Origin of the sequence: Rhizobium sp. IBUN, assembly GCF_000510625.1 — a bacterium.
Taxonomy (GTDB): domain Bacteria; phylum Pseudomonadota; class Alphaproteobacteria; order Rhizobiales; family Rhizobiaceae; genus Rhizobium; species Rhizobium altiplani.
Genome location: NZ_AZNV01000018.1, coordinates 26,824 through 51,417, shown reverse-complemented (window position 1 = coordinate 51,417; position 24,594 = coordinate 26,824). Strand labels below are relative to the sequence as shown.

Below are 24,594 nucleotides of genomic sequence, written 5' to 3'. Positions count from 1 at the left end.
GCTGCCCGGCCAAGAGGGGCACGCCCTCAGCGCACCCCGATACCGGCCGTCAGACCGCCGTCGATACGGTGATCCGATCCGGTAATGAACGCGGCCTTGTCCGACGCCAGGAAGGCCGCAAGTGCGGCCACCTCTTCGGGTTCGGCAATGCGGCCAATCGGATGCGCCTTTCCGAAACGCCGAAACACCGCATCGATATCGGCATCCTCTCCTTCGAATGTGCGTGCCGCCAGCTCCAGGATAGGTGTGCGCACCGAACCGGGGCTGATCGACACCACGCGTATATTGTCTCCCGCAAAGTCGATCGCCATCGCTCGCGTCAATGCGTGGATCGCCCCTTTCGAAGCGACGTAGGCAGAAACACCAGGCTGGCACGCAAAGCCTTGCACACTTGAAATATTGACGATCACGCCACCGCCGCGCTTGCGCATCTCGGGCACGCCATGCTCGGCTGTCAGATGGATCGAGCCGACGTTCACTGCCATGCAGCGCATGAACGTCTCGAAGGGCGTATCGGTGGCATTGCCGTAAGGGTGCACCGCCGCCGAATTGACGATGATATCCACGCCACCAAAGGCTGCGACGGCTTCAGCAAAGGCGTCAGCCACGCTTGCGGGGGCGGAAACATCCGTTCGGATAACGCGCAGGGCCAGACCGTCCTCCACGCCGATCTCCGCAAGCCTGGTGTTCGCCTTTTCATCGATGCCTAGACAGGCAACGGCTGCGCCATCTCGCGCCAGATGCAATGCGATCGCGCGTCCGATTCCGGTTGTCCCAGTAACGATTGCGATCTTGCCGGCATATTCTCCCATCAGCCTCTCCCACTGTTCGGCATACTCATTCAACAATGAACTCAAGACCGGCGCTGAGGTGCCGATCCATGTGATAGACAAAAGCAATCCGGTCGCGACAGCGCAGAGCCTCCAGAATATCGCCGTGCTCGGCCACAACCGCCTCCAAAGTCAGTCGATGCGATTTTCCGGCGAGCATCAATCGCTGTATCACAGGCTTCAGCATTCCATAGGTTTCCGACAATGTGCGATTGCCGGCCGCTTCCACCAGCAGCCGGTGAAACTGGAAATCGAGCTCGGAGGCACGCTCGGCGTCCTCCGCCATCAGGATGGCTGCGTTGACTGCTTCCATCTCGGCAAGAGCCTCACCCGTCAGACGCTCGGCAAGCAGATCGAACAGGTTCATTTCCGTCAGTCGCCGATAGCCCTGGATGTCGCGGAAGGCATCGACGGAAATCTCCATGGCAAAGGAAAAGAGATCGCGCATGGCGTTCTGATGCTGGTCTGTCAGGACGGCGCCGACTTTTTGTCTGGATTCGGCGACCCCATAGGCCTTTAAGGTGCGGAAGGCTTCACGCACCGTATTTCGGCTGGAATCGAACATCGCGGCGAGCTCGACTTCGCTCGGCAGGACATCGCCCACACCGAGCCCTCGCTCGCGGATCAGACGCCGGATCTGCCGGACGACGTCATCGACCGCCGAAGCACGATTGACTGACTCCACAGTGCGTACCTCCGTTTTCGAGAAAGCCTAATATGTTGGCCTTATCTTGACAACTGCCGCTTTCTTCTTGCGATAGGCAGAAAAAACGAGCTTAATTGTCCAACATTTTAGGGAGGCGTTGTCATGCTGGAAAGCTGGCGCTGGTTCGGACCGCAGGATCCTGTCACTTTGTCCCATGCTCGTCAGGCCGGCGCGCACGGCATCGTAACCGCGCTTCACCATATCTATGACGGCCGGGTCTGGACGCCGGACGACGTTGCCGAACGCATGGCCCTGGTAAGAAATGCCGGCATGGTCTGGTCGGTCTGCGAGTCCATCCCGGTCAATTCGGCGATCAAACTGCGAAACGCAAACTGGCGTCGTTATGTCGATGCGTGGAAGCAGAGCCTGGCCAATCTCGGCAAAGGTGGCGTACCTGTGGTCTGCTACAATTTCATGCCTGTCGTGGACTGGACGCGCACCAACCTGCTCTACCCGACGCCAGCAGGCGGTTTGGCGCTTCGCTTCGACATGATCGATTTCATCGCCTACGACGTCTTTGTCTTGAAGCGTACTGCGGCCGAAGAGAGCTACAACGCTCCGCTCGTTGAAGCGGCACGGGTGCGATTGGCGGGGCTGAGCTCGGAAGACGTGGAAACCCTTGAAAGGAACATTATTGCCGGCCTTCCCGGCGGCGAGGACAGCCACACGCGGGAAACCATCCGGGGGCATATTGCGGCATTCGACGAACTCTCGGACGACGACATGCGCAGCAATCTCGTCGAGTTTCTAAAAGAGGTCGTGCCGGTAGCCGTCGAGAACAATGTACGTCTTGCAATTCACCCGGACGACCCGCCCTTCTCGCTGTTCGGATTGCCGCGTGTCGTATCCAAGTCGGAAGACATCGAGACCATCCTTGCAGCGGTCAATCACACTGCCAACGGGATAACCCTTTGTGCCGGTTCTTATGGCTCGCGCCACGGCAACGACGTCGTCGGCATGGCAAGCCGCTTTGCCGAGCGCATTCATTTCGCTCACCTGCGAAATGTCAGCAAGGAAGCGGACGGCTCATTCATCGAGTCCGAGCACCTCGGCGGTGACGTCAACATGGTCTTGCTGATCTCGGTGCTACGTCGGGAGGAGCGCCGCCGGGCCGCGTCCGGAAGGGCAGACAGCGTTATTCCGATGCGCCCCGACCATGGCCATCTTCTGATCGACGACCAGACCAAGAAGGTCAATCCAGGCTATTCCTGCATCGGCCGGCTGAAGGGCCTGGCGGAGCTCCGAGGCGTGATTGCAGCGGTGGATGAGTTGGACGTTCAGACGATATAGCTCAGGCCGCATGGCGACACGGATAGCTGGCGGATATCGCGGATTTTCAGACTTACAGCGTCCTCACGCACTGCGGCGCGCATCGAGCGCATGACGCAGAGAGTTCTGCACGATCGATGGCGTTGCCGGCTTGCTGACCACACCCAGTGCTCCGTGAACACGGCCAACGACCGCCGCGGGGTTGCTGGTCATGAAGACGACCGTTACGCCAAATTCATCGACGAGCCGTTGACCAATCTCTGGGCCAGTCGCGCCGTCAGCCAAGTTGACGTCGACAAAGGCGATGTCGGCCTGTGCGGCTAGTGAGAAAGCCTGCCTTCTGTCGGTTGCGACACCGACGACATCGAGCCCCATTTCCCTGACTGTTGTTTCAAGATCCAGCGCGACGAGATAGTCATCTTCAACGATCAAGACGCTTTCACAGATGGCGCCACCTGTCCGCCGTTGTGCTTCGACATCGCTGTCCATGATTGCCCCTTGTTTCTGCTTATTTTGCAACACTGATTACGCTCAACAGCATGTTGGCGAGCGGATAACGGCATTGAGGACAATATGTTCCGCGCGGAGGCGAATTCGCTCGCCAATAGATCGCTGTTAACGGTAACAAACCGTTAACGACAAATGTGAGGAGCGAGCAGAAGTGGCCGATTGGGAATTCATGGGCCACTCGGATGGCAACCATGTATAGCAGCGCCCCCAACTGTCCTCGCCCACTGTTGGTTCATTCCGAAACAACGCTCCGGCCAAGTTGACAATGGGTTGTGGAGTGCGGAGAGTGCACTCTGGACCAGCGCCAGTCACCTTGGGGGGACCTATGTCTGTACGCGCGTTTTTCGCCATAGCCGCAGTTGCTCTCGCCTCAATCACGCCAAGCCTTCCAGCATTTGCGGCCGACGCAAAACGTGAAATCCAGACAATCCAGGACGCCGATTACTTCGGCTTCGATCTGCGGACCGAACAGAACCTTACGCTGGATCAATGCAAGACATCCTGCATCGGCGACAAGTCCTGCAAGGCCTTCACCTATAATCCGAAGGTGAAGTGGTGCTTCCTGAAGTCGGACTTCAAGACGATGAACGCCTTCCCGGGCGCTATCGCCGGCAAGATCGTCGAGACTGCCGCCGCAAAGCCGGAGCCGGATATCGGGGCCGCCCCCCGGCTCGGCTTTCTCTCCGGAGATGTGATCCAGCAGGCGCGCGATAACAAGGCCAATCTCGAAGTGGCAGACGACCAGCAGGGCCAGAGCGGCGACGGCCTGATCGCCAACGGCCGTCTCGACCTGACAGCAGGCAATGTCATTGATGCCGTGAAATCCTTCCGAAGCGCGCTCGCACTTTCCCCCGACAATGCCGATCTTTGGCTGGAAACGGCGCGCGCCGGTGACAGCTTTACCAAGACCGACGACAACGATGGCAGCGAGATCTACGGACAGGCTGTGCTCGACGCGGTCAATGGCTATGAATTGACACGAACAGCCTCGGCCCGTGCCGAGGCGCTCTCCGTGCTTGCCGCCGCGCTCGACAAGAACACCAACTATCGCGCCGCACTCAATGCCTACAAGGCAAGCCTGGCGCTGGTGAACTCGAAGGAGGTCCAGGCGGCCTTCCTGCAGCTGAAATCGACGCAAGGATTTCGCATCACCGAGCATACTGTCGATGCCGATAGTGCAAATCCCCGTATCTGCGCGACATTCTCCGAAACCCTGGTCAAGACGCAGGACTATACGCCCTTCGTGACGCTGAACGGTGCAGCCCCCAAGGCGCTCGAGACCAAGGACAAGCAGGTCTGCATCGAGGGGCTGACCCACGGCGAAAATTACAAGATCACGTTCCGTACCGGCCTGCCCTCTTCGGTCGACGAGGTGCTTGAGGCTCCGGTCAGCCTCGATATCTACGTCAAGGACCGCACAGCCAGCGTACGCTTCACTGGCGACAGCTTCGTCCTGCCGTCGACGGCACGTCGCGGGATACCGATCGTTTCCGTCAACATGCCTTCCGCCAATCTGAAGCTCTATCGTATCGGCGATCGCGGCATCGCTCCGCTTTTGACGAGCTCGCAATTCCTGACCCAGCTCGACGGATACAGCGCACAGCGCATCGAAGACGAGAACGGCGAACTGGTCTGGCAAGGCTCGATCGAGATGACCAACGACCTCAACAAGGATGTCGTCACCAGCTTCCCGGTGGATGAGGCGCTCCCCGAGCGCAAGCCTGGCGTCTATGTTCTGACGGCAACGGCGCCGAACGCCCCGGATCAGGATTGGAATGCCCAGGCGACGCAATGGTTCGTGGTTTCCGATATCGGCATCACGACATACGCGGGTACCGATGGCCTCAACGTCTTTACCCGCTCGCTCGCCTCGGCAAAGCCGATCGCTGGCGTTGAGCTCCAGCTTCTGGCGAAGAACAATGAAGTACTCGGCACTGCAACGACCGATGAGAACGGTCGGGCGACATTCACCGCCGGTCTGATGCGTGCGACGGCTGCCCTGACACCCGCTGTCATCACCGCCAGGAAAGGGGGCGCCGACTATGTCTTCCTCGACATGACGCGCGCGGGCTTTGATCTCTCCGATCGTGGCGTCACCGGGCGTGCTTCTCCCGGCGCCATCGATGTCTTGAGCTGGACGGAGCGCGGCATCTACCGGGCCGGGGAAACGGTGCACGCTGCCGCCCTTGCCCGCGATACCGATGGCAAGGCAATCGAGAACCTGCCGCTGACCTTCATCTTTCTGCGCCCCGATGGTGTCGAGGACCGCCGCGTCGTCAGCCAGACCAGCAATGTCGGCGGCTATGCGATCGACCTCCCCGTTCAGGAAAATGCCATGCGCGGCACCTGGACGATGAACATTCACACCGACCCAAAAGGCTCGCCGATCGCGACAAAAACCTTCCTGGTCGATGACTTCGTGCCGGATCGCACCGACATGGAGATCAAGACCGAGGCGAAGGTTATCGGTCCGGAGACGTCAGCGACGATCAATATATCAGGCAAGTATCTCTACGGCGCACCTGCGGCAGGGCTGTCGCTCGAAGGCGATGTCGTGATCAAGCCGACCCGCGAGGCGGCCGCCTTCCCCGGCTACTTCTTTGGCCTTGCCGACGAGGAAGCCAGCGAAGAGACGCGCCAGACCATAGAAGGCCTGCCCGACCTCGACGAAGATGGCCAAGGTATCACCGACCTGACTGTCGGCGATCTGCCGGCGACGACGCAGCTTCTGAACGCCACGGTCTATATCCGCATGCAGGAAGCCGGAGGCCGCGCCATCGAGCGTTCGCTCGTGCTCCCAGTCAAGAATCAAAGCCCGATGATCGGCATCAAGCCGGAATTCTCCGGCGACCTTGGCGAGAATTCGATCGCCAACTTCACCGTTATCGGCGTTGATGAAGACGGGGTGAAGCAGGCGATGAGCGGCCTGCGCTGGAAACTCTACAAGCTGAACCGCGATTATCAATGGTATCGCGACGGTACCGCCTGGAAATACGAGCCGATCTATACCGCCGAGCAGGTCGCCAACGGCAATCTCGATGCGTCCCAGGACGGAGCGAAGATATCGTCTCCCGTCGCCTGGGGGCGCTACCGCCTCGAGGTCGAAAGCACGCAGACCGACGGCCCTGCTTCGAGCGTGGAATTCGATGCGGGATGGTTCGTCCAGGCAACGTCGACGGAGACGCCTGACGGGCTTGAGATCGCGCTCGACAAGGAGAGCTACAGGATCGGCGAGACGGCGAAGCTGAAGGTCTCATCGCGCTACGCAGGCGAATTGATGATCGCGGCCGGTACGGAAACCCTCGTGGCCATCCAGAACGCATCCATTGGCGAGAACGGTGGCGAAGTCGATATTCCTGTCACTTCAAATTGGGGGGCTGGCGCCTATGTCACCGCGACATTGTTCCGCCCCGGCGACGCTCAGGACAGCCACATGCCGATGCGCGCGATCGGCGTGAAATGGCTGAAGGTCGATCCGGCGGAGCGAGCATTGCAGGTAGCGATCGATGCGCCGGAGAAGATGTTGCCGCGCGCACCGCTGCCGATCACCCTTGCCGTTGCCGGCGCGGGCGCCAACGAGGACGCCTATGTGACGGTTGCGGCTGTTGATGTCGGCATTCTCAATCTGACCCGCTACGAGCCACCAAACCCAGAAAACTGGTATTTCGGACAGCGCCAGCTCGGCCTCGAAATTCGAGACCTTTACGGACGGCTTATCGACGGTTCGCTCGGCGCGACCGGCAAGCTGAGAACCGGCGGCGACGGAGGCGCTGTGGCACTTCAGGGAAGCCCGCCCACGCAAAAGCTGGTTGCCTTCTTCTCTGGTCCGGTGAAGCTGGATGCCCAAGGCAAGGCGAATGTCAGCTTCGACATTCCCCAGTTTAACGGCACTGCCCGCGTGATGGCAGTCGCCTGGTCGAAAGCCGGCCTTGGCCATGCGACGAAGGACGTCATCATTCGTGACCCTGTGGTGGTGACGGCGAGCCTGCCGGGCTTCCTCGCCCCCGGAGATACCTCCGAGCTTCGGCTCGATATCGCCAATACGGACGCGCCGGCGGGCGACTTCAAGCTGACCGTTGCCGGCAACGATGCCGTGCGCATTGGCAAGGCGTCACAGACTGTTCATCTCGAGGCCGGCGCCAGATCAGCCGTGACGCTCGCTGTTACCGGCACGCAACCGGGCCATGGCAGCGTTTCGATCAATCTCGCTGACGCGGCCGGTCTGTCGCTGGATCAGACGGTTGACGTCCCTGTTCGACCAGCAGTTCTCCCGATGACCGAACGCCGCGTCCTGGCGCTCAATCCGGCAACCAGGCTGACCGTCGACAAGGCATTGCTGGCAGACAGCGTTCTACAAGGCGCCTCCGTCAGCGTCAGCGTCACGCGTTCGGCCGCCTTCGACATTCCGGCTCTGCTGATGTCGCTCGACCGTTACCCATTCGGCTGCGCCGAGCAGACNACCAGCCGCGCTCTGCCGCTGCTCTATCTGAGCGAGCTTGCGCATGAGGCCGGTCTGGAGGATGACGCCGACGTCAAGAAGCGCGTTCAGGACGCAATCTACCGCGTGCTTTCCTATCAGGCGTCCGCCGGAAGCTTCGGCCTTTGGGGACCTGACAGCGGCGACCTCTGGCTCGATTCCTATGTCACCGATTTCCTGACCCGCGCACGCGAGCAGAAATACAACGTCCCGGATCGTGCATTCGCGCAAGCTCTGGAGAACCTTCAGAACGCGCTGAGCTATGACGTCAATGTCAAGGATCAGGGCGACCAGATTGCCTATGCGCTCTACGTTCTCGCCCGCAACAAGAAGGCCGCGATCAGCGACCTTCGCTATTATGCCGATACGATGATCAACGACTTTCCGACGCCGCTCGCCAAGGCTCATATCGCGGCAGCACTGGCGCTTTATGGCGATGCGACGCGATCGAAAAACATCTTCGTCGACGCATTGCAGATGTCGGAACAGTCCATGGTGACGCGCGTCAATCTTTCAAGAACGGACTATGGCTCGATCCTGCGCGATGGTGCCGCAATCCTTGCTCTTGCCGCAGAAAGCCGTCCGGTCCCGCCGGTGGTTCCGGAATTGGCCAAAGCGGTCGCCAAGGAATGGAACCGCAGCAAATACACGAGCACCCAGGAACAAGCCTGGATGCTGCTTGCCGCGCGCGCAATTCAGGGCGGTGATGACTCTATCAAGATCGACGTCAACGGCGCGCTGCACAATGGCGCCTACATGGCGAAGATGACCGGGGATGCCTTGATGGGCAATGCGCTCACGCTCACCAACCGGACCGGCGAGCCTGTCTCGGCGGTGGTGACGACAATTGCTGCCCCTGTCGTACCGCCGCCCGCGGGCGGTGACGGCTTTGCCATCGAGCGCACCTACTACACGATGGATGGCGAGCAGGCGAATGTGACCGAAGCCAAGCAGAACGAGCGCTATGTCGTCGTGCTGCACGTCACGGAAAGCAACAACTGGCCGTCGCGGATCGTCGTGACGGACCTGCTTCCGGCCGGCTTCCAGATCGACAATCCGAACCTGGTCGACAGCGCCCAACTGACGAACTTCGACTGGATCGGCGAGGTGACGGCGGCCCACACCGAATTCCGCAATGACCGCTTCGTGGCCGCGTTCAATCGGTCGGCGGACGACAATCGCGAAATCAATGTCGCCTATGTCGTGCGCGCCGTGACACCCGGCATCTACGATCATCCGGCCGCCGTCGTCGAGGACATGTATCGGCCGCAGCTCTCCGCACGCACCGCGACTGGCAAGATGGAGGTTACCGCAGCGTCGAAATGAGACTTGCAAGGAAGCTCGCGATCGGAAGCGCTGCCGGGATCATCCTTGCCGGCACCGGGTTGGTCTTGCTTGACATCGCCGACCGGGCCTATCCGCCGCCGCTCGACAAGGCGGAAACGGTCTCTGCGGAAGTGGTCGATGCGGATGGTCAGTTGCTGCGTGCCTTTGCAACGCCTGAAGGCCTCTGGCGTCTGAAAACCACAGCCGCCGATGTCGATCCACAATTCCTCAAAATGCTGGTCGCCTACGAGGACCGGCGTTTTTACAGCCATGCCGGTGTCGATCTTCAGGCAATAGCACGTGCCGCCCTGCAGCTCCTTACCAATGGTCGCATCGTCTCCGGTGCATCGACGCTGTCGATGCAGGTCGCCCGGCTGATCGAGCCACGCCAAGGCCGCTCGCTGTCGGCGAAGCTCCTGCAGATGGCACGCGCCATCCAGATCGAGCGGCGGCTATCCAAGGCGCAGATCCTCGATCTCTATCTGACGCATGCACCCTATGGCGGCAATCTCGAGGGTGTGCGGGCCGCGAGCCTCGCCTATTTCGGCAAGGAGCCGCGGCGGCTGACGGTCGCGGAAGCCGCTCTCCTCGTCGCGCTGCCACAGCTGCCTGAAAAGCGTCGGCCGGACCGCAACCTCGCAACAGCCGAGGTGGCGCGCAAACGGGTGCTCGAGCGTGTCGCTGTCGCCGAGGCTGTCGGCGAGGGTGAAGCGGCGCGTGCCGAAATCGTCCCGGTGCCGTCTCAACGCATGCAGCTTCCGGCCCTTGCAGCCCATGTTGCCGAAGCAGCACGACGCAAGGATCCGAAAGCAAGGCAATACGAGACGACCCTGAAGAAGCAGGTGCAGGCAGGATTGGAGGCCGTTGCCCGTGCCTCCGCCTTGAAACTGGGTCCGAAGCTCTCAATTGCCATGGTCATGGCCGATGCACAAACGGGCGACATTGTCGGCGAGGTCGGCTCGGCCGACTATTTCGATGCCAGCCGTTCGGGCTGGATCGACATGGCGCGCGCCAACCGTTCGCCAGGCTCGACGCTGAAGCCATTCATCTATGGCCTCGCATTCGAAGAAGGCCTTGTCAGCCAGGAGACGATCATCGAGGACCGCCCCGCCGATTTCTTCGGCTACCGGCCGCGGAATTTCGATATGAGCTATCAGGGCGACGTCACGGTGCGCGAGGCGCTGCAGTTGTCGCTGAACGTCCCGGCGGTGAAGCTGCTCGATGCCGTCAACCCGGTCAAGCTGCTGATCCGCTTTCGCCGTGCTGAGGTGCGTCCCCTCCTGCCGCCGAACGAAACGCCCGGGCTGGCAATCGGGCTCGGCGGCCTTGGCATCACGTTGAAGGATCTGGTCCAGCTTTACACGGCGCTTGCCAATCGCGGCCAGCCTGTCCGCATCGGCGATGGCGTCAACGACCGCCCCGGCAAGATCGATGGCGAGGGAATGCTTGATCCGGTGGCCGTCTGGAATATCGCCGACATCCTATCGGGCGTCATTCCACCAGCCGGCGCTCCGAAACGCGGGATCGCCTACAAGACCGGCACCAGCTACGGCTATCGCGATGCCTGGTCCGTCGGTTACGACGGGCGCTACGTGCTCGGCGTCTGGGTCGGGCGCCCCGACAACAGCGCTGTCCCGGGATTGACCGGTTACGGCACTGCCGCGCCGATCCTCTTTGAAGGTTTCGCAAAGTCAGGGATCGCGACGACGCCCCTCCCGCGCCCGCCCTTGGGAGCAATACGGATCGCCCAGGCCGAACTGCCGATCAGCCAGCGTCGCTTTGCAATCAATCCAAGCGGCCTTTTGGCGACCACGGGCCGTGAACCGGCGCCACAGATCGTCTATCCGCCGGAGGGCGCACATGTCGACCTTGGGGCGAAGAGCGGCGATCTCTCACCGTTGATGCTGAAGCTACAAGGTGGGAGGCCTCCTTATCGCTGGCTGGCCAACGGCAAGCCATTGCCCGATATTTCCCGGCGCCGCACCAATCAGTGGATGCCGGACGGCGGCGGCTACTCAAAGCTCACGGTGATTGACGCCATGGGCCGGGCCGCAAGCGTCGGCGTCTTCATCGATTGATCGTCTGCAGCGATCAGTCATATTTTCTCTAGGGATGCCGGATCCAGAGCGCATTGACCGGCTCCAGCGTGGTTCGCCGACAATCTGGTGACCATCGCGATTCGTGAGACTAGTCCGCGCGCGGCCGGAGGACCCAGTTTGCCGCAAACCCCAGGCCCACACCAATCGCTGCACCGACAGCCTTTACAGCAGCGTCCTCAAGACGCGCATGCCGGGTTGGTGAAAGATACTGAAGGAACTCTATTGCGGCCGCTCCGAATATGACCAGGACAGCGCAAACCCAAAAACGGCGGGGATAGGCTACGACGAACAGGAAAGCCATTGTCGTGAAGGCAAGCGCTCGGTCATCGCGCACGGACATGACATCGTGCGGTCGCAGACCTATCGGCGAAACAGTCACGAACAGGATGGCGGCAAGCGACAACCAAGCGGCGATCTTCAGGAGTCGGTCGAAAAGCATGTACTCAGGATAGCGAAGTGCTCCGGCTGTATCCAGTCGGGATGGTCGGCTAAATCACGCATTTCATTGCACCAGGTGTTTTTGACAACTGGATTGGGTATTCCGACTTCGAGCATGGCTGGACCACAGGGAGACGTGCTCTTTGTTGCAATATTACTACATCTGAATGTACAACTTTTGAGCGATAAAATCGGCCAATTTGGGAAGTAGCGCACTCAACCCAACACGTTCAGAATTGCAGGTGTCTACAAATGGGGATTGTCGATGGCCGAGGAATATAGTCTCCGCACTGAAGACGCAGGCTGGTCTATCATCGATCGGGCGACGCACGAGCCAGCGCGCCTGGACGGCATCCCACTGTCCGCGATGGAGGCCGAGGAAGCAAAGCATATGTTGGCCATTCTCAGGGGCATTGATCGCGTGCGGACAGCATCAAAAAGAGCGGCATCATTCGCGAACAAGAAACGCGCCAATGCGGGCCAAACCGCGGCAAGTCCTCAAATCAACGCAGATTTTGGCATGTTGAGACCCTTCAGAGGCGACTGAGCGCGCTGCGGCAGTTGCAAGCAGAAATGCAGACGAGCACGAGATGAAGTCGGTGAACCAATCGACAGAAACGTCGATGGATCGTCAGATCGCGCGAAGGAAGCTGCCGTTTTCGTAAGTAATGAAACAGTCGTAAAATAAAGCCCGAAACATACGACCTACGAAGTCTCTTCCCACTCGGACCCTTTGGTATCAGTGCGCCAGCCTAGAGATGCGACCCATCAGCTTTGACCGGCCGATGCTGGTTGGCGCAGAGCGTGGCGATACGAGCGCGCAGGGCCACGGAATGTACTTGCCTATGGCTACATCCAACGGAGTACGTGCCATCAAAGGGAAGTTGCGACACTATTGGATCATACCAGAACGATCGGTTGTCTTGGATACCCCATCACTCTTCGTCGGCTTTTCCTTGTTTGCGTCGTCGGCAAGCCAAGTCTGCATCCCGCAGTGCGATCAACAGGGACGTGAACATGAACAACAGCAAAGAACCTCAGTGGGAGCTCGACGACGAGTTCAAGACGTTAATGATTACGTTTCCGACAGATCCACCCGTCGCTTTCGTGCTTGACACCGAGGCCGTATCAAAGCTCATTGAAGGCGCCGGCCAGATCAGGGCGGAGATGCCGCCGCCTCACGACGAGACCTGGGAAGGTGGGCAAATGGTCGACGCCGTGCTTGATCCACGCTGGTACACAGAGCCCGACGCATTGCTTGGAGAACCGCTTCTGCACATTCGCGATCCTCGCTATGGATGGCTGCACTACGCCCTGCCACGAGAGTCAGCCAGAGCGCTCGGAACCCTGCTAATTCTTCAGGCTGATGAGGGCCCAGCGGACGATCAGGAGCAGCCTCGCAAGAACTGACCTCCTGACCAAATGACGGGCCTCGATACTGCTTTTTCCTGAGGTGCGACCCTTAGCCGGGTGTGGTGTTATATCTCGCAGGATGCGGAATTTGTTACGAGTCATATTTCAATATCGGCCATTATCTCATGGAAGGCCTGCCTCGCGGCAGGCCTTTTTGTTTCACGACGCCGTTTCTTGAGTCGATGATCAGGGGGGCCCCGGCCGCAGCCTCAATTTTCGCAACCGCTGTCTTTGCCTTGAGACGCCTGTTACCCGCACCATGTTTTCCGTCTCGCCCGGGCAACCTGACGACAGGCGTGTCAGAAGCACGTCGACGTGCGGCCGCAGGTCCGAATGCGCTATTTCTATCCTCATTCGTCTCTGGCCAACTTTTCCCTTGACCTTCCAGTTGCTGGAAGGTTCATAAGGTTGTCCAATGCCGCATCAGGGCAAGGGAGAATGGTATGGATCGAACGCACGACAATCACAATCACGCGCATCATGGTCATGAGCATGAGCACGTCGCGGCCACTACCGACGACGTTGTACGCGATCCTGTGTGCGGCATGACGGTCGATCCCGCGGCAGGCAAGCCCTCGCTCCGATATGACGGGCACGACTATCATTTCTGCTCGGAGGGCTGCCGGCGAAAATTCGAGGCTGCGCCGCAAGACTACCTGACAGCCAAGGATCCGGTCTGCGGCATGACCGTCAATCGGGCGAACGCCCGGCATTTCCTGAAGCACGAGGGCGAAAGGTTCTATTTCTGCTCGGCCGGCTGCAAAACGAAGTTCGAAGCCGATCCAGCCGCCTACCGCGACGGAAACCGCCCCGCCGCAAAGCCGATGCCGAAAGGAACGCTCTATACCTGCCCAATGCACCCAGAGGTCGTCAGCGATCATCCGGGCGACTGCCCGAAATGCGGCATGGCCCTGGAACCGATGGGAATTCCACCCGTCGATGAAGGTCCCAACCCGGAACTCGTGGATTTCACCCGCCGGCTCTGGGTGAGCGGTCTGCTCTCGATCCCGCTGCTTGCAATCAGCATGGGGCCGATGATCGGCCTGCCGCTGCGTGACTGGATTGGAGAGCCGCAGGCGACGTGGATCGAACTCGTTCTTGCGACACCTGTCGTCCTTTGGGCCGCCCTGCCCTTCTTCCGCCGCGCCTGGGCTTCGCTTGTCAACCGCAGCCCGAACATGTGGACCCTGATCGGCCTCGGTGTCGGGACGGCGTATCTTTATAGTGTCGTGGCGGCGATCCTGCCCGGCATTTTCCCCCACACTTTCCGCGGCCATGGCGAGACGGTTCCTGTCTATTTCGAGGCCGCCGCCGTTATTGTCGCTCTGGTGTTTGTGGGCCAGGTTCTGGAACTGAAGGCCCGCGAGAAAACCGGTTCGGCCATCCGTGCATTGCTTGATCTTGCGCCGAAGACCGCGCGCCGCATCAACGAAGACGGTTCTGAAACCGACGTACCGGTCGATGATATCAGGGTTGGCGATCATCTTCGAGTGCGCCCGGGCGAGCGCATCCCGATCGACGGATCCGTCAGTGAAGGGCAGTCGACGGTCGACGAGTCGATGATAACCGGAGAACCCATCCCGGTCGAAAAACAGAAAGGCGACGCGGTTACCGGCGGTACCATCAACAAGAATGGCACCCTGGTGATGTTCGCAGAAAAAGTTGGCGCCGACACGACCCTGTCGCGCATCGTCGACCTGGTCGCAAAGGCACAGCGTTCGCGCGCCCCGATCCAGGGCGCGGTTGACCGCGTTTCTGCAGTCTTCGTGCCCGCCGTCGTTGCCGCGGCTGTCGCTGCCTTCGTTGTCTGGAGCCTTGTTGGCCCCGAACCGCGCATGGCGCATGCGCTGCTCGCCGCCGTTGCCGTGCTCATTATCGCTTGCCCATGTGCACTCGGTCTTGCGACCCCCATGTCGATCATGATCGCGACCGGGCGCGGCGCTCAGGAAGGCGTTCTCATCAAGGATGCAGAAGCGCTTGAGCGCTTCGCGCGCGTCGACACTCTGATCGTCGACAAGACGGGCACGCTGACAGAAGGAAAGCCGAGGCTTACGGATGTCGTCGCGCTTGGCGGCATAGGAGAGGTTCGCCTGCTGCAGCTGGCCGCCAGCCTGGAGCGTGGATCCGAACATCCGCTGGCCGAGGCGATCGTATCGGGTGCCGAGGAGCGTGGCATTGAGCTCAGCGATGTCACCGACTTTGAAGCACGAACGGGCAAGGGTGTCGTGGGCAGGACCGGCGGGATAGTCGTTGCGCTCGGCAACGCCGCAATGATGGATGATCTCGATATGGACATCACGCCGTTCGCCGAGCAGGTTCGGTTACTGCGCGACGAGGGTAAGACGGTAATGTTCGTCGCCATCGATCAAGGTCTCGCCGGTTTCGTGGCCGTTGCCGACAGGATCAAGCCAACCACGGCGGCTGCGATAAAGGCGTTGCACGAGCACGGCCTGAAAATCATCATGGCCACCGGCGACAACGAGCGTACTGCGCGCGCCGTTGGAAAGAGCCTCGGCATCGACGAGGTTCGTGCCGATATCCTGCCCGAAGGCAAGAAGGCTCTGGTCGACGAATTGCGCGGCAAGGGTGCCGTGGTCGCAATGGCAGGCGATGGCGTCAACGATGCACCTGCGCTCGCGGCAGCCGATGTGGGTATCGCGATGGGCACCGGTGCCGATGTTGCCATGGAGAGCGCCGGCCTGACCCTGGTCAAGGGCGATCTGACGGGGATCGTGCGCGCCAGACGCCTTGCCATGGCCACCATGCGCAACATCCGCCAGAACCTCGGCTTTGCCTTCGGTTATAACGCACTCGGCGTGCCGCTCGCCGCTGGCGTGCTCTATCCGGTGTTTGGATTGCTGCTGTCGCCGATGATTGCCGCGGCCGCCATGAGCCTGTCGTCCGTTTCGGTCATCACCAACGCGCTTAGACTGCGGCTCGCCAAACTATAGGAGATTGCCATGAACATTGGGCAAGCATCGGAACACTCCGGACTGGCTCCGAAGACGATCCGCTATTACGAGGACATTGGCCTGATCCGCCCCGACCGGGGCGGAAATGGCTATCGCGACTATGTCGAGGCCGATGTTCACAAGCTGCGCTTCCTTCAAAGGTCGCGCGGCCTCGGCTTTTCCGTCGAGGAATGTCGCCAGTTGCTGGCACTCTACGAAGACAAGAGCCGGGCGAGTTCGGATGTAAAGGAACTGACGCAGGCGAAGCTGACGGAGATCGATCGGAAGATCAGGGAACTTACCGAACTGCGCCGGACATTGGAGCATCTGGTCCACGCATGCCACGGCAATGACCGGCCTGATTGCCCCATCCTTGAGGAGCTGTCGGACGCTCGGCCTGAATAAGGTCCCGCAGCTCCTTCATGTCTTTGCCTCAGCGTCATCGCGACGTCAGCCCTCCGGCTTCCTACCGATCCGCGGAAAACCAGAATTTTTTGGCGGCGGCTGGAATAACTCTTCACTCGCATCCGTATACTCAGTCATGGAACGGAAAGAACGCCCATTCGATGTCATAAGCCAGCTTGCCGCGCTTCGGCGCTACGCGCGCTCGCTCGTGCGCAATTCGGATGATGCGGAAGACCTCGTTCACGACGCGCTGATGCGCGCCTATGAGAAAAAGCAGAGTTTCCGTCGTGGCGGCAACCTGCGTACGTGGCTGCTGTCGATCATGCACAATGCTCATATCGACCGCATCCGCCAGGACCGCTCCCTGGCACGCCGGCACGACGAGGCAGCGCTGGAGACCGAACAGTCTTTGCAGGCCGGCCAGGAACACGCCGTTCGCCTCCAGCAGGTGCGGGACGCGTTCTTCCATCTCCCGGAAGAGCAGCGAGAGGCACTGCACCTCGTTGCGATCGAGGACCTTTCTTACCAGGAGGCGGCAGCGGCCCTCGGCATACCGATCGGCACATTGATGTCGCGCATATCGCGCGCGCGCGCCAAGCTTCGCGAATTCGAGGAGAAGACACCGCGCGCAGTACACCTGAGACTAATCGGAGGGAACGGCAATGAAGGCAATTGATCCTATCGTCGACGCTGATCTCGATGCTTATGTCGACGGCGAACTCGATGTGGCGCGCCGCATTCAGGTGGAATCCTTCCTGTCAGAGAACCCGGCGATTGCCGCCAAGGTCATGGCTGACCTCAGCATGAGGGGCGAATTGCGCCTTGCGCTTGCCAGCGAAAACGCCTTCGGCCGCCCGGAAACGCGCGATGCTGCTCGACGCCTGGAGCGCGGCCTCACCTATGGTCGGATCTTCCATTCGATGCAGCGGATTGCGGCTGTCGCCGTTCTCATCGCCGCGGGCTGGGTCGCGCACACTTCCTTCGGCGCGTTTACTGCGACCGAAGTAGCCGCCTCTGTGCCAGCGCCTGCCTATGTCGAAGATGCGGTGCGCGCCTATCAGACGGCGCTGCTTCGCCAGTCCGTGCCGTCTCAGCCCGTCGCGAGCTACAAGGCCGAGGACATTCGCGCAGCAACTGCGATCGTCATGCCGCAGTTGCCCGAGAACTGGAAGATCTCCGACGTACAGATCTTCCCGTCCGAATTCGGTCCGAGCGTCGAAATGGCGATCAAGACGCCTGAGGACAAGCAGATCTCGCTTTTTGCCGTCCGGCCGGGTGCATTTGCCGTGCAGTCCGTAAAGCATGTCGCCCTCGACAAGGCCGAAGCAGCCTACTGGCAGATCGGCGAAGTGGCTTATGCGCTGGTGACCGGCGATCGCGACATAAATCTCGATGCGGAAGCCGATCGGCTTGCCCGCACCCTCTACTAGTTCGTTCAACCGAGGAGATCAGCATGAACCCCACCAATCCGCGTTTTGGCTACGGCTCGGCCGCCGGCTCTCAGGCGCTGTTCGACGAGGGCCTGCGCCGGCATATGCTGCGCGTCTACAACTACATGGGCCTCGGCCTCGTCATCACGGGCATCGTCGCATTCATCGTCGGCAGCACACCGGCGCTCTACGTGCCGATCTTCCAGTCCCCGCTGAAGTGGGTCGTGATGTTTGCGCCGCTTGCCTTCGTCTTCTTCTTCTCGTTCAAGCTTCAGACGATGTCGGCCAGTGCGGCCCAGATGACCTTCTGGGCCTTCTGCGCAGTCATGGGCCTGTCGCTCGCATCTGTCTTCCTTGTGTTTACAGGCACGAGCATCGCACGCACCTTCTTCATCGCCGCGACCATGTTCGGCGCGACCAGCCTTTACGGCTATGTGACCAAGCAGGATCTCTCACGCTTCGGCTCGTTCCTGATGATGGGCCTGATCGGCGTCGTCATCGCGAGCATCGTCAACATCTTCCTTGGCTCGAGCGCCCTGCAGTTCGCCATCTCGGTGATCGGTATCCTCGTCTTCGTCGGCCTGACCGCCTACGACACGCAGAACATCAAGGAACAGTATTCCGAGAATTATGATCAGGAATCGAACCAGAAGCTTGCCGTCTTCGGCGCGCTGTCGCTTTACCTGAACTTCGTCAACATCTTCCAGCTGCTGCTCAATTTCACGGGCGAGCGGGAATAGGGCTAAGCGCTTCTGGGGGCAATGGAAGCGCTAGGCACCCGGTTCGCACTCTGTGACAGGATGCGCGGATCGGGTGCTCACTAACGACAGCGGCCGGGTCTCCACGCCCGGCCGCTTTCGTTTCTTCGAAGATCAGATGATGCCCCAGGCGCGGTAGCGCCCTCGCCCGGTGATTTCCCGGATGCCGATATCATTCAGCAGATTGAGCGCGCCACGGCTCGTTATTCGCAACTCGCGGGCCACCATTGCCGAGGAAACCATCGGCCGCGACAGGACAAAATCCGCAAGCTGCGGCAGGCTGCTGTTCGAGCGACGATCCCTGAAGCGGATTTCCATCTGTGTGCGCGCCAGCGAAAGCCGGTCCATTTCCTTCAAGCCCGCAGCCGCGCTTTCCGCCATCGCTTCAAGGAAGGCCTGAAGTCGCGTCAAGCGATCGCGCGAACGTCGTCGCTCATAGCGTACCGTCTTGAGGCCGGCATAGAAGGCGAAAAGGTGCGATGTGACTTTGCCGCGGGCGCGCAGATAGCTCGCAACAAGAAGCCCACCAAGCCAATGCTGACGACGAAGTGGCTCCATCCGTTCCCACGCATCAAACAGTAAGGCCGCACCAAGCGCTGGGGGCAGGCTGTCGGCGATCGAAATGGTCTTGCGCCACGCGCGAAGGCGCGCCGCCTCATCCCATTCTTCATCGTCGAAGAGACCGAGAGGGTCGTCGCTCCGCTTCTCGCGAACGCGGTCAGGCGCCTCCGGCGCACCAGGACTGCCATGGCTGTCCAATAGCCGCTGCGATCTCTCCAGGATCGCATCAATCTCGGCCAGTTCAGCAGAGAGAAGCGCATCTGCTTCATGTTCGGCATCGTCGTCTTCGACCAACGCCTTTGCGCTCCTGGTTTCTGGAGCAGCCCCCTCCCCTTGAGTGTCGCCGCCGAGGATCGACAATCCTGAACCGCTCAAGGCCCAATCCGGCGCTGCCGTCCAGATGCGCCGTCGTGCGCGCAGGATCGAATGGGCAATCGTCAACTCGTGGCTTGGCGTTCGTGTGTCCATATGTGCGTCATGCAGGACAAGGTCCTCGACGTGAACCAGCTCGCCTGCGACCCACAGAGCACCGACCGCATCAAAAAAATTCCGGCGCTCGGCAAAGCCTTCAGCGATCGCTGCGCGTGCCGCACGCTCATCGAGCCTCGCCAGGCCATCTTCGGCCTCTACAATCGTCGGCAACAGACTGACCAGCAAAGGACTGTCGATTTCATAGCGCATTGTTAGCTATTTCGATTTCCCCGCAACGGAACCCAAATGACCGTTAACTTCCGTCATGTATGACATGAGTGGAGAGCACATTCAAATCGCCGGACGACTAAATTCTCGCCTGATACTGAGGATCCAGAGCTTATTGGCAGGTTCAGTGCTGTCGTCGGCCTCGGAAGGTTATTTTCCGCCCCTGAACGCGTCGTAGAGATCGTCGAGGTGGCGCGAAATATAGTCGCCAAAGTCTGCTGCATCGCCCGTCTTCAGCGTGATGGTGAACGAATCACCGGCGCTCTTGATACGGCCCTTGATCTTGCCCGGCTGCTTCGGAGCCCATTCATACTCGCTCACCGCTTGCCGCTCCGGCTTCCTTGCCAGTTCGGCGACAACGAGCTCGAAGCGTCGATCGCTGTCCTGATCGGCGAACTCAGTGGAGCCAAGGAGCTTGCGCAGGCGCGAGGTCGTCGCATTCGTCCAACCTTGCGCAAGGGCAATCCATTTGCGCCGTCCGGCAGCCGGCGCCGCACCGATCGCTCTGATCACCTCCATCGGGATCGTCCTGGCGACCGAGATCAATTTCGACAATTCCGTCTTGTCGGTTGAAAGCGCCTTCATGATGACGGATCGCTCGAAGCCCTTGCTCTCGAGATTGAAGGCAAAGACGGCCCGCTCGACATAGGACAGGTTGCGCCTCGCAGAGTTCTCGATACCTTGTGCAATGACGACATCAACATCGTCGAGCGTCCTGATGATCGCCTGTACCTTGCGCCCAAGCAGTCGCAGCGCCTGGAGACGCCGATGGCCGTAGACCACCTGGTAACGCGCATCGTCGTCAGGATGTTGGCGAACGAGAATAGGGACCTCCTGCCCATTTTCCTCGATCGAGCGCACCAGCTCATCGGCGAGATCCTGCGGCAGGTCGGCAAGACGATCCCTGACGAAGGACATGTCCACGAGTTCAGGATCGAGCTCGACGACGCGCTCGCCTGACAGCAGCGCCTCCTGCATCGCCCTGCTCTCTTCTTCCATGCGTCCGAGCGTCAGCGCCATCGAGCGAACCGGACCGGCCGGACCGCGCATGGGCGCTTCATCTTCCGGGTTGGCCGCGGCCAACTCCTGTGCGGTATCGTCGAACAGCCCCTTCAGTCGATCTCGTCTGCTCATGTCCGGCCCCATGCCTTGTGAATTCCGGCAAGCACCTCACCATTGGCGGCGTTCACCGACTCCAGCGCTCTGTCGTAGGTAGAACGCCGGACCTGGCCCCTCTCGATCTCATAGAGCGACTGCTTCGTCAGCCCGGCATCGGCGATCGCCGTGGACTTGAGGATGGTCGCCGTCAGGACATCGTCGCCAAACAGGTTGCGGAGTAGCGCAACGATCTGCGATTGCGGCGCATCGAAGGGCTCATGGCGCGTGACCACGTACTTGATGAAGTCATGCTGCAAATCGCCGCCTGCCTTGCGTACGACCGACAGCAAATCGGAGGTCATGAGCAGGAATTGCGACATCGAAGCCACATCGACCATCTGCGGGTGGATGGTGATGAGAAGCGACGTTGCCGCACAGACGGCACCGAGTGTCAGATAGCCGAGCTGTGGCGGGCAATCGATGACGACGACATCGTAGTTGGCCTCAACCTCAGAAATGGCAACGCCGACGCGCCGGAAGAACACCTCGCCGGTCCGCTGGCGATCACCGAGCGCGCGCGGCGTCTCGTGCTCGAACTCCATCAATTCGAGATTTCCGGGCACCAGATCCAGACCGTCGAAATAGGTCTTGCGCACCACGTCCTTCAGCGAGCGGCGGCTCCCGTCATAACGGATCGCACCATATAGCGTATCGCCCTCAGCGAGATCGAATTCCGGCTGGACGCCAAGCATCGACGATAGCGATGCCTGTGGATCGAGGTCGATTGCCAGCACGCGATAGCCGTTCAGCGCCAGATACTGGGCGAGGTAAAGCGTTGTCGTGGTTTTCGCTGAACCGCCCTTGAAATTCGTCACCGCGACCGTCTGAAGCTTTTCACCCGGCCGACGCCACGGCAGATAGGACAACGCGTCCTTCGGCTTGATCCTGGCCATATGCTGTCGCAACTCGCTGATCTGGCCGAGCGTATAGGAACGCCGACCGTTTCCGGAGAGCTCCGGCTGCGGCCCCTTGCCGTCGAGTGAGAGCTGCCGCAGGTATCCGTCCGATACGCCGATCATCTGCGCTGCTTCCCCTGAAGTGAATGTCCGCAACGTCTTTTGCGACAATGGCGGGAAGAGCTTTTCGCGGAGGAGCTTCAGCTGGCGAGAAAGTTGATTGGCGTGCCGCTCGATGCGGACGTCCGTCGTCGATACGCTAATGTTGTCCAAAACACCCGATCCCTATCAATGCGCTTTTCTATCAACATCGCGCTAAAAAGCGTATCGAAGATGCCATGATTCGCGAATCGCGACAACAACCGCCATCCTGGCCTTTGCCAAGTTGGCCGCGGCCAACTTCTCGCCTTGCCCCTTGCGGAGACAGGCTGGCTGCGCCAGAAACGGATAGAACCAAAGAGGAAAAGGCGTGCGTCATATCCACATCATCGGCATCGGGACAGGAAATCCCGAGCATCTGACCGTCCAGGCGATCAACGCGATGAATGCCGTCGATGCGATCTTCATTCCGACGAAAGGCGCTGAAAAGGAAGGACTTGCGGCCGTGCGCCGGGAGATCTGCAGCCGATATGTTACAAACAGCCGCACCGCCATCATTGAATTTGCCGTACCGAAACGCGCCACCACCGACCGGACTTATCTTGAGAGCGTGGATGAATGGCATGCCGCCATTGCCGAGACCTATGTGCGCCTCATCGGAGAGCTGCCGGAAGCCGGCGAGGGTGCGTTCCTCGTCTGGGGCGACCCCAGTCTCTATGACAGCACTATCCGCATCCTCGAGCGCGCCCGACAAGCCGGCACCCTCGCCTTCGAGTTCAGTGTCATTCCGGGCATTACGAGCGTCCAGGCACTCGCCGCAAGCCACCGCATACCGATCAACATTGTTGGAAAACCGCTTGAAATCACCACGGGCCGACGTCTCCTCGAACAAGGCAGTCGGGCCGAGAGCACAGTCGTGATGCTCGATGGCGAAACCGCCTTCTCGAAAATCGAAGACCCCGACGCGGAAATCTTCTGGGGCGCTTATCTCGGAACTCCGGACGAGATTACCAGGGCCGGCCGATTGGTTGACGTTGCAGAGGAGATCGTCAGGCTCCGGGCTGAAGCACGGGCGCGTCACGGCTGGATCATGGATATCTATCTGCTTCGCAAGGGACATGATTTCGACGATCTTTGACACGGATCAGGTTTTGCGATGATCACGCCGGCTATATAGGGACGTAATCGAAGGGACTGGCAGTGATGACATTGGGCAAACAGACGGCGCATAGCGGCCGGGAAGAGGTCCCCTCGACCTGGCAGCGCCGTGGCGCCTGCCCGACGCTGCTGGAACCGATGCAAACCGGCGACGGCCTCCTGGCGCGGCTGCGCCCCAGCGGCGGCATTCTGACTGTCCGGCAATTCATTGGGTTGGCCGAGGCCGCGGAAAAACACGGAAACGGGATCGTCGAGATCACGGCACGCGGCAGCCTGCAGATCCGCGGCCTTCGATCAGGCTCGGTCCAGCCGCTCGCAGCCGATCTCGCGGCATCAGCTATCTCGGTTCCCGCCGGCCCAGCCATCGAGCTCTCGCCGCTGCATGGTATCGCACCCGACGAGATCGGGAATCCGGCCGAGATCGAAGCCAGGCTTCGCGAAGGACTTGCTGCCGAGCTCCTTTCGCCGCTACTGGCCCCGAAGCTGTCGATCGTGCTCGATGGCGGCGGCAGCGGTGGCCTTGCTGCTGTTACCGGCGACATTCGCGTGAGCGCGGTTTCTGTTGGTGTCTGGCAGGTTGCGATCAACGGCGACGAACGAACCGCGCTGCCGTTGCTGGCGGGGAATGCGGCTGAAGCGGTTCGGGCGGTCGGTGAGCTTCTTCGCCAGCTTGTTTTGCTCGGCCGGCACAAACGGTGCCGGGATATCGAGCGTGAATCTCTACTGGTAGCCTTTCCTTCGATGGAAGCGATGACGCCCGCAAGAGCGCCCAAGCGCAAAGATCCTCTGCTCGGCACCCTCGCCTTGCCTGACGGTTCGGCAATCCTGGGTCTCAGGCCGCGCTTCGGCCAGATGCATGCCAGCGAGCTTGTTTCATTCCTTGAACAAGCCGAAGCGCTGGGCGCAACACAAGTCCGGCCTGGCCCTGGGCGCATTTTCTTCCTGGTGGGGCTCGACGGCCGGTCGGCCGCAACCGTTGCGGAGATGGCGCCCGGATACGGACTGTCAGTCGACGGCGACGATCCGTCGATGCATATCGCCACTTGTGCCGGCGCCGGCGCCTGTGCTTCCGGCCGCTTTCACACCAAGGCCTGCGCCGAGAGATTGGTCGCCAAAGCACCGGAACTGCTGGACGGCTCGATGACTGTTCACCTCTCCGGCTGCGCCAAGGGCTGCGCCCATCCGCGACCCGCTCTTTGCGTTGTCGGCGCGGATGATGGTTATCATCTCATGTTGGACGGCGTGGCATGGGACATTCCCGATGCACAGATTGCTGGCGGCGATATCGATTCCGCTATAGAGAAACTCGCTCGCCTCATCAAAAACGAGAGACAAGCTGGCGAATCGGCTGCCGCCTGCCTTAGACGGATCGGCAAACACGACGCCATAAAGGCGCTGCGACAGGAATAGG

The 24,594-nt window shown here is 60.5% G+C and carries 19 protein-coding genes; 12 read left to right on the top strand and 7 right to left on the bottom strand.

Features of this window, described 5'->3' with window-relative positions; translation table 11 throughout:
- Positions 1 to 26: 26 nt before the first annotated feature.
- On the bottom strand, positions 27 to 812 hold the full coding sequence (locus RHIBUN_RS0117470; protein ID WP_025660512.1) for an SDR family oxidoreductase: 786 nt from the start codon (positions 810 to 812) through the stop codon (positions 27 to 29).
- A gap of 25 nt (positions 813 to 837) precedes the next feature.
- Positions 838 to 1,515: an FCD domain-containing protein gene (locus RHIBUN_RS0117465; RefSeq protein ID WP_025660511.1), complete on the bottom strand. Its 678-nt coding sequence runs from the start codon at positions 1,513 to 1,515 to the stop codon at positions 838 to 840.
- A 123-nt stretch (positions 1,516 to 1,638) separates the two neighbouring features.
- On the opposite strand from RHIBUN_RS0117465, the gene uxuA reads away from it, so the two are divergent.
- Positions 1,639 to 2,826 carry a mannonate dehydratase gene (uxuA, locus tag RHIBUN_RS0117460; RefSeq protein ID WP_025660510.1) on the top strand — a complete coding sequence of 396 codons (1,188 nt, stop codon included), beginning with the start codon at positions 1,639 to 1,641 and terminating at the stop codon, positions 2,824 to 2,826.
- A 63-nt stretch (positions 2,827 to 2,889) separates the two neighbouring features.
- On the opposite strand, the gene RHIBUN_RS0117455 is transcribed toward uxuA, so the two are convergent.
- Positions 2,890 to 3,294, bottom strand: coding sequence for a response regulator (locus RHIBUN_RS0117455; RefSeq protein WP_025660509.1), 405 nt, complete (start codon positions 3,292 to 3,294; stop codon positions 2,890 to 2,892).
- Positions 3,295 to 3,640: 346 nt separating this feature from the next.
- On the opposite strand from RHIBUN_RS0117455, the gene RHIBUN_RS0117450 reads away from it, so the two are divergent.
- Positions 3,641 to 9,118 carry an alpha-2-macroglobulin family protein gene (locus RHIBUN_RS0117450; RefSeq protein WP_025660508.1) on the top strand — a complete coding sequence of 1,826 codons (5,478 nt, stop codon included), beginning with the start codon at positions 3,641 to 3,643 and terminating at the stop codon, positions 9,116 to 9,118.
- The gene (pbpC, locus tag RHIBUN_RS0117445) at positions 9,115 to 11,196 is read left to right on the top strand and encodes a penicillin-binding protein 1C (protein WP_025660507.1); all 2,082 of its coding nucleotides are present in this window, start codon (positions 9,115 to 9,117) and stop codon (positions 11,194 to 11,196) included. Before RHIBUN_RS0117450 ends, pbpC begins: the two co-directional genes overlap by 4 nt.
- A 109-nt stretch (positions 11,197 to 11,305) precedes the next feature.
- Here the strand turns inward: pbpC and RHIBUN_RS0117440 are convergent, their stop codons facing one another.
- Positions 11,306 to 11,656 (bottom strand): VanZ family protein, encoded by a 351-nt coding sequence (locus RHIBUN_RS0117440; protein ID WP_025660506.1) that lies wholly within the window; start codon positions 11,654 to 11,656, stop codon positions 11,306 to 11,308.
- Positions 11,657 to 11,920: 264 nt separating this feature from the next.
- Between RHIBUN_RS0117440 and RHIBUN_RS0117435 the strand changes: the two genes are divergently transcribed.
- From RHIBUN_RS0117435 to RHIBUN_RS0117405, 7 genes are all read left to right on the top strand, one after another.
- Positions 11,921 to 12,202: a hypothetical protein gene (locus RHIBUN_RS0117435; protein ID WP_025660505.1), complete on the top strand. Its 282-nt coding sequence runs from the start codon at positions 11,921 to 11,923 to the stop codon at positions 12,200 to 12,202.
- A gap of 470 nt (positions 12,203 to 12,672) precedes the next feature.
- Entirely contained in the window at positions 12,673 to 13,065 is a 393-nt protein-coding gene (locus RHIBUN_RS0117430; protein WP_025660504.1) for a hypothetical protein, read from the top strand.
- A gap of 446 nt (positions 13,066 to 13,511) precedes the next feature.
- Positions 13,512 to 16,019: a heavy metal translocating P-type ATPase gene (locus RHIBUN_RS0117425; protein WP_025660503.1), complete on the top strand. Its 2,508-nt coding sequence runs from the start codon at positions 13,512 to 13,514 to the stop codon at positions 16,017 to 16,019.
- A gap of 9 nt (positions 16,020 to 16,028) precedes the next feature.
- The gene (cueR, locus tag RHIBUN_RS0117420; protein WP_025660502.1) at positions 16,029 to 16,424 is read left to right on the top strand and encodes a Cu(I)-responsive transcriptional regulator; all 396 of its coding nucleotides are present in this window, start codon (positions 16,029 to 16,031) and stop codon (positions 16,422 to 16,424) included.
- A gap of 136 nt (positions 16,425 to 16,560) precedes the next feature.
- Complete coding sequence (locus RHIBUN_RS0117415; RefSeq protein WP_025660501.1) at positions 16,561 to 17,100, top strand: sigma-70 family RNA polymerase sigma factor; 540 nt, start codon at positions 16,561 to 16,563, stop codon at positions 17,098 to 17,100.
- Positions 17,087 to 17,854, top strand: coding sequence for an anti-sigma factor (locus tag RHIBUN_RS0117410; RefSeq protein ID WP_025660500.1), 768 nt, complete (start codon positions 17,087 to 17,089; stop codon positions 17,852 to 17,854). Before RHIBUN_RS0117415 ends, RHIBUN_RS0117410 begins: the two co-directional genes overlap by 14 nt.
- A 23-nt stretch (positions 17,855 to 17,877) precedes the next feature.
- Positions 17,878 to 18,594, top strand: a complete 717-nt coding sequence (locus RHIBUN_RS0117405) for a Bax inhibitor-1/YccA family protein (protein WP_025660499.1) — start codon at positions 17,878 to 17,880, stop codon at positions 18,592 to 18,594.
- A 132-nt stretch (positions 18,595 to 18,726) separates the two neighbouring features.
- On the opposite strand, the gene RHIBUN_RS0117400 is transcribed toward RHIBUN_RS0117405, so the two are convergent.
- From RHIBUN_RS0117400 to repA, 3 genes are all read right to left on the bottom strand, one after another.
- Complete coding sequence (locus RHIBUN_RS0117400) at positions 18,727 to 19,854, bottom strand: RHE_PE00001 family protein (protein WP_025660498.1); 1,128 nt, start codon at positions 19,852 to 19,854, stop codon at positions 18,727 to 18,729.
- Positions 19,855 to 20,022: 168 nt separating this feature from the next.
- Positions 20,023 to 21,006, bottom strand: a complete 984-nt coding sequence (gene repB / locus RHIBUN_RS0117395; RefSeq protein WP_025660497.1) for a plasmid partitioning protein RepB — start codon at positions 21,004 to 21,006, stop codon at positions 20,023 to 20,025.
- Positions 21,003 to 22,199 carry a plasmid partitioning protein RepA gene (gene repA, locus RHIBUN_RS0117390; protein WP_025660496.1) on the bottom strand — a complete coding sequence of 399 codons (1,197 nt, stop codon included), beginning with the start codon at positions 22,197 to 22,199 and terminating at the stop codon, positions 21,003 to 21,005. The genes repB and repA overlap by 4 nt, the downstream gene beginning before the upstream one ends.
- A 196-nt stretch (positions 22,200 to 22,395) precedes the next feature.
- Between repA and cobF the strand changes: the two genes are divergently transcribed.
- Entirely contained in the window at positions 22,396 to 23,163 is a 768-nt protein-coding gene (gene cobF / locus RHIBUN_RS0117385; protein WP_025660495.1) for a precorrin-6A synthase (deacetylating), read from the top strand.
- Positions 23,164 to 23,228: 65 nt separating this feature from the next.
- A complete protein-coding gene (cobG, locus tag RHIBUN_RS0117380) occupies positions 23,229 to 24,593 on the top strand; it encodes a precorrin-3B synthase (RefSeq protein ID WP_025660494.1) in 1,365 nt (454 codons plus the stop codon).
- The last annotated feature ends 1 nt before the right edge of the window (position 24,594 follow it).

What these genes read in the sequence shown, in the direction of transcription:
- RHIBUN_RS0117435 (WP_025660505.1), top strand. Translation starts at nt 11,921, where the DNA reads ATGGCCGAGGAATATAGTCTCCGCACTGAAGACGCAGGCTGGTCTATC.
- cueR (WP_025660502.1), top strand. Translation starts at nt 16,029, where the DNA reads ATGAACATTGGGCAAGCATCGGAACACTCCGGACTGGCTCCGAAGACG.
- uxuA (WP_025660510.1), top strand. Translation starts at nt 1,639, where the DNA reads ATGCTGGAAAGCTGGCGCTGGTTCGGACCGCAGGATCCTGTCACTTTG.
- repB (WP_025660497.1), bottom strand. Translation starts at nt 21,006, where the DNA reads ATGAGCAGACGAGATCGACTGAAGGGGCTGTTCGACGATACCGCACAG.
- RHIBUN_RS0117440 (WP_025660506.1), bottom strand. Translation starts at nt 11,656, where the DNA reads ATGCTTTTCGACCGACTCCTGAAGATCGCCGCTTGGTTGTCGCTTGCC.
- RHIBUN_RS0117410 (WP_025660500.1), top strand. Translation starts at nt 17,087, where the DNA reads ATGAAGGCAATTGATCCTATCGTCGACGCTGATCTCGATGCTTATGTC.
- cobG (WP_025660494.1), top strand. Translation starts at nt 23,229, where the DNA reads ATGACATTGGGCAAACAGACGGCGCATAGCGGCCGGGAAGAGGTCCCC.
- RHIBUN_RS0117455 (WP_025660509.1), bottom strand. Translation starts at nt 3,294, where the DNA reads ATGGACAGCGATGTCGAAGCACAACGGCGGACAGGTGGCGCCATCTGT.
- RHIBUN_RS0117430 (WP_025660504.1), top strand. Translation starts at nt 12,673, where the DNA reads ATGAACAACAGCAAAGAACCTCAGTGGGAGCTCGACGACGAGTTCAAG.
- RHIBUN_RS0117470 (WP_025660512.1), bottom strand. Translation starts at nt 812, where the DNA reads ATGGGAGAATATGCCGGCAAGATCGCAATCGTTACTGGGACAACCGGA.
- RHIBUN_RS0117425 (WP_025660503.1), top strand. Translation starts at nt 13,512, where the DNA reads ATGGATCGAACGCACGACAATCACAATCACGCGCATCATGGTCATGAG.
- pbpC (WP_025660507.1), top strand. Translation starts at nt 9,115, where the DNA reads ATGAGACTTGCAAGGAAGCTCGCGATCGGAAGCGCTGCCGGGATCATC.
- RHIBUN_RS0117405 (WP_025660499.1), top strand. Translation starts at nt 17,878, where the DNA reads ATGAACCCCACCAATCCGCGTTTTGGCTACGGCTCGGCCGCCGGCTCT.
- RHIBUN_RS0117415 (WP_025660501.1), top strand. Translation starts at nt 16,561, where the DNA reads ATGGAACGGAAAGAACGCCCATTCGATGTCATAAGCCAGCTTGCCGCG.
- RHIBUN_RS0117400 (WP_025660498.1), bottom strand. Translation starts at nt 19,854, where the DNA reads ATGCGCTATGAAATCGACAGTCCTTTGCTGGTCAGTCTGTTGCCGACG.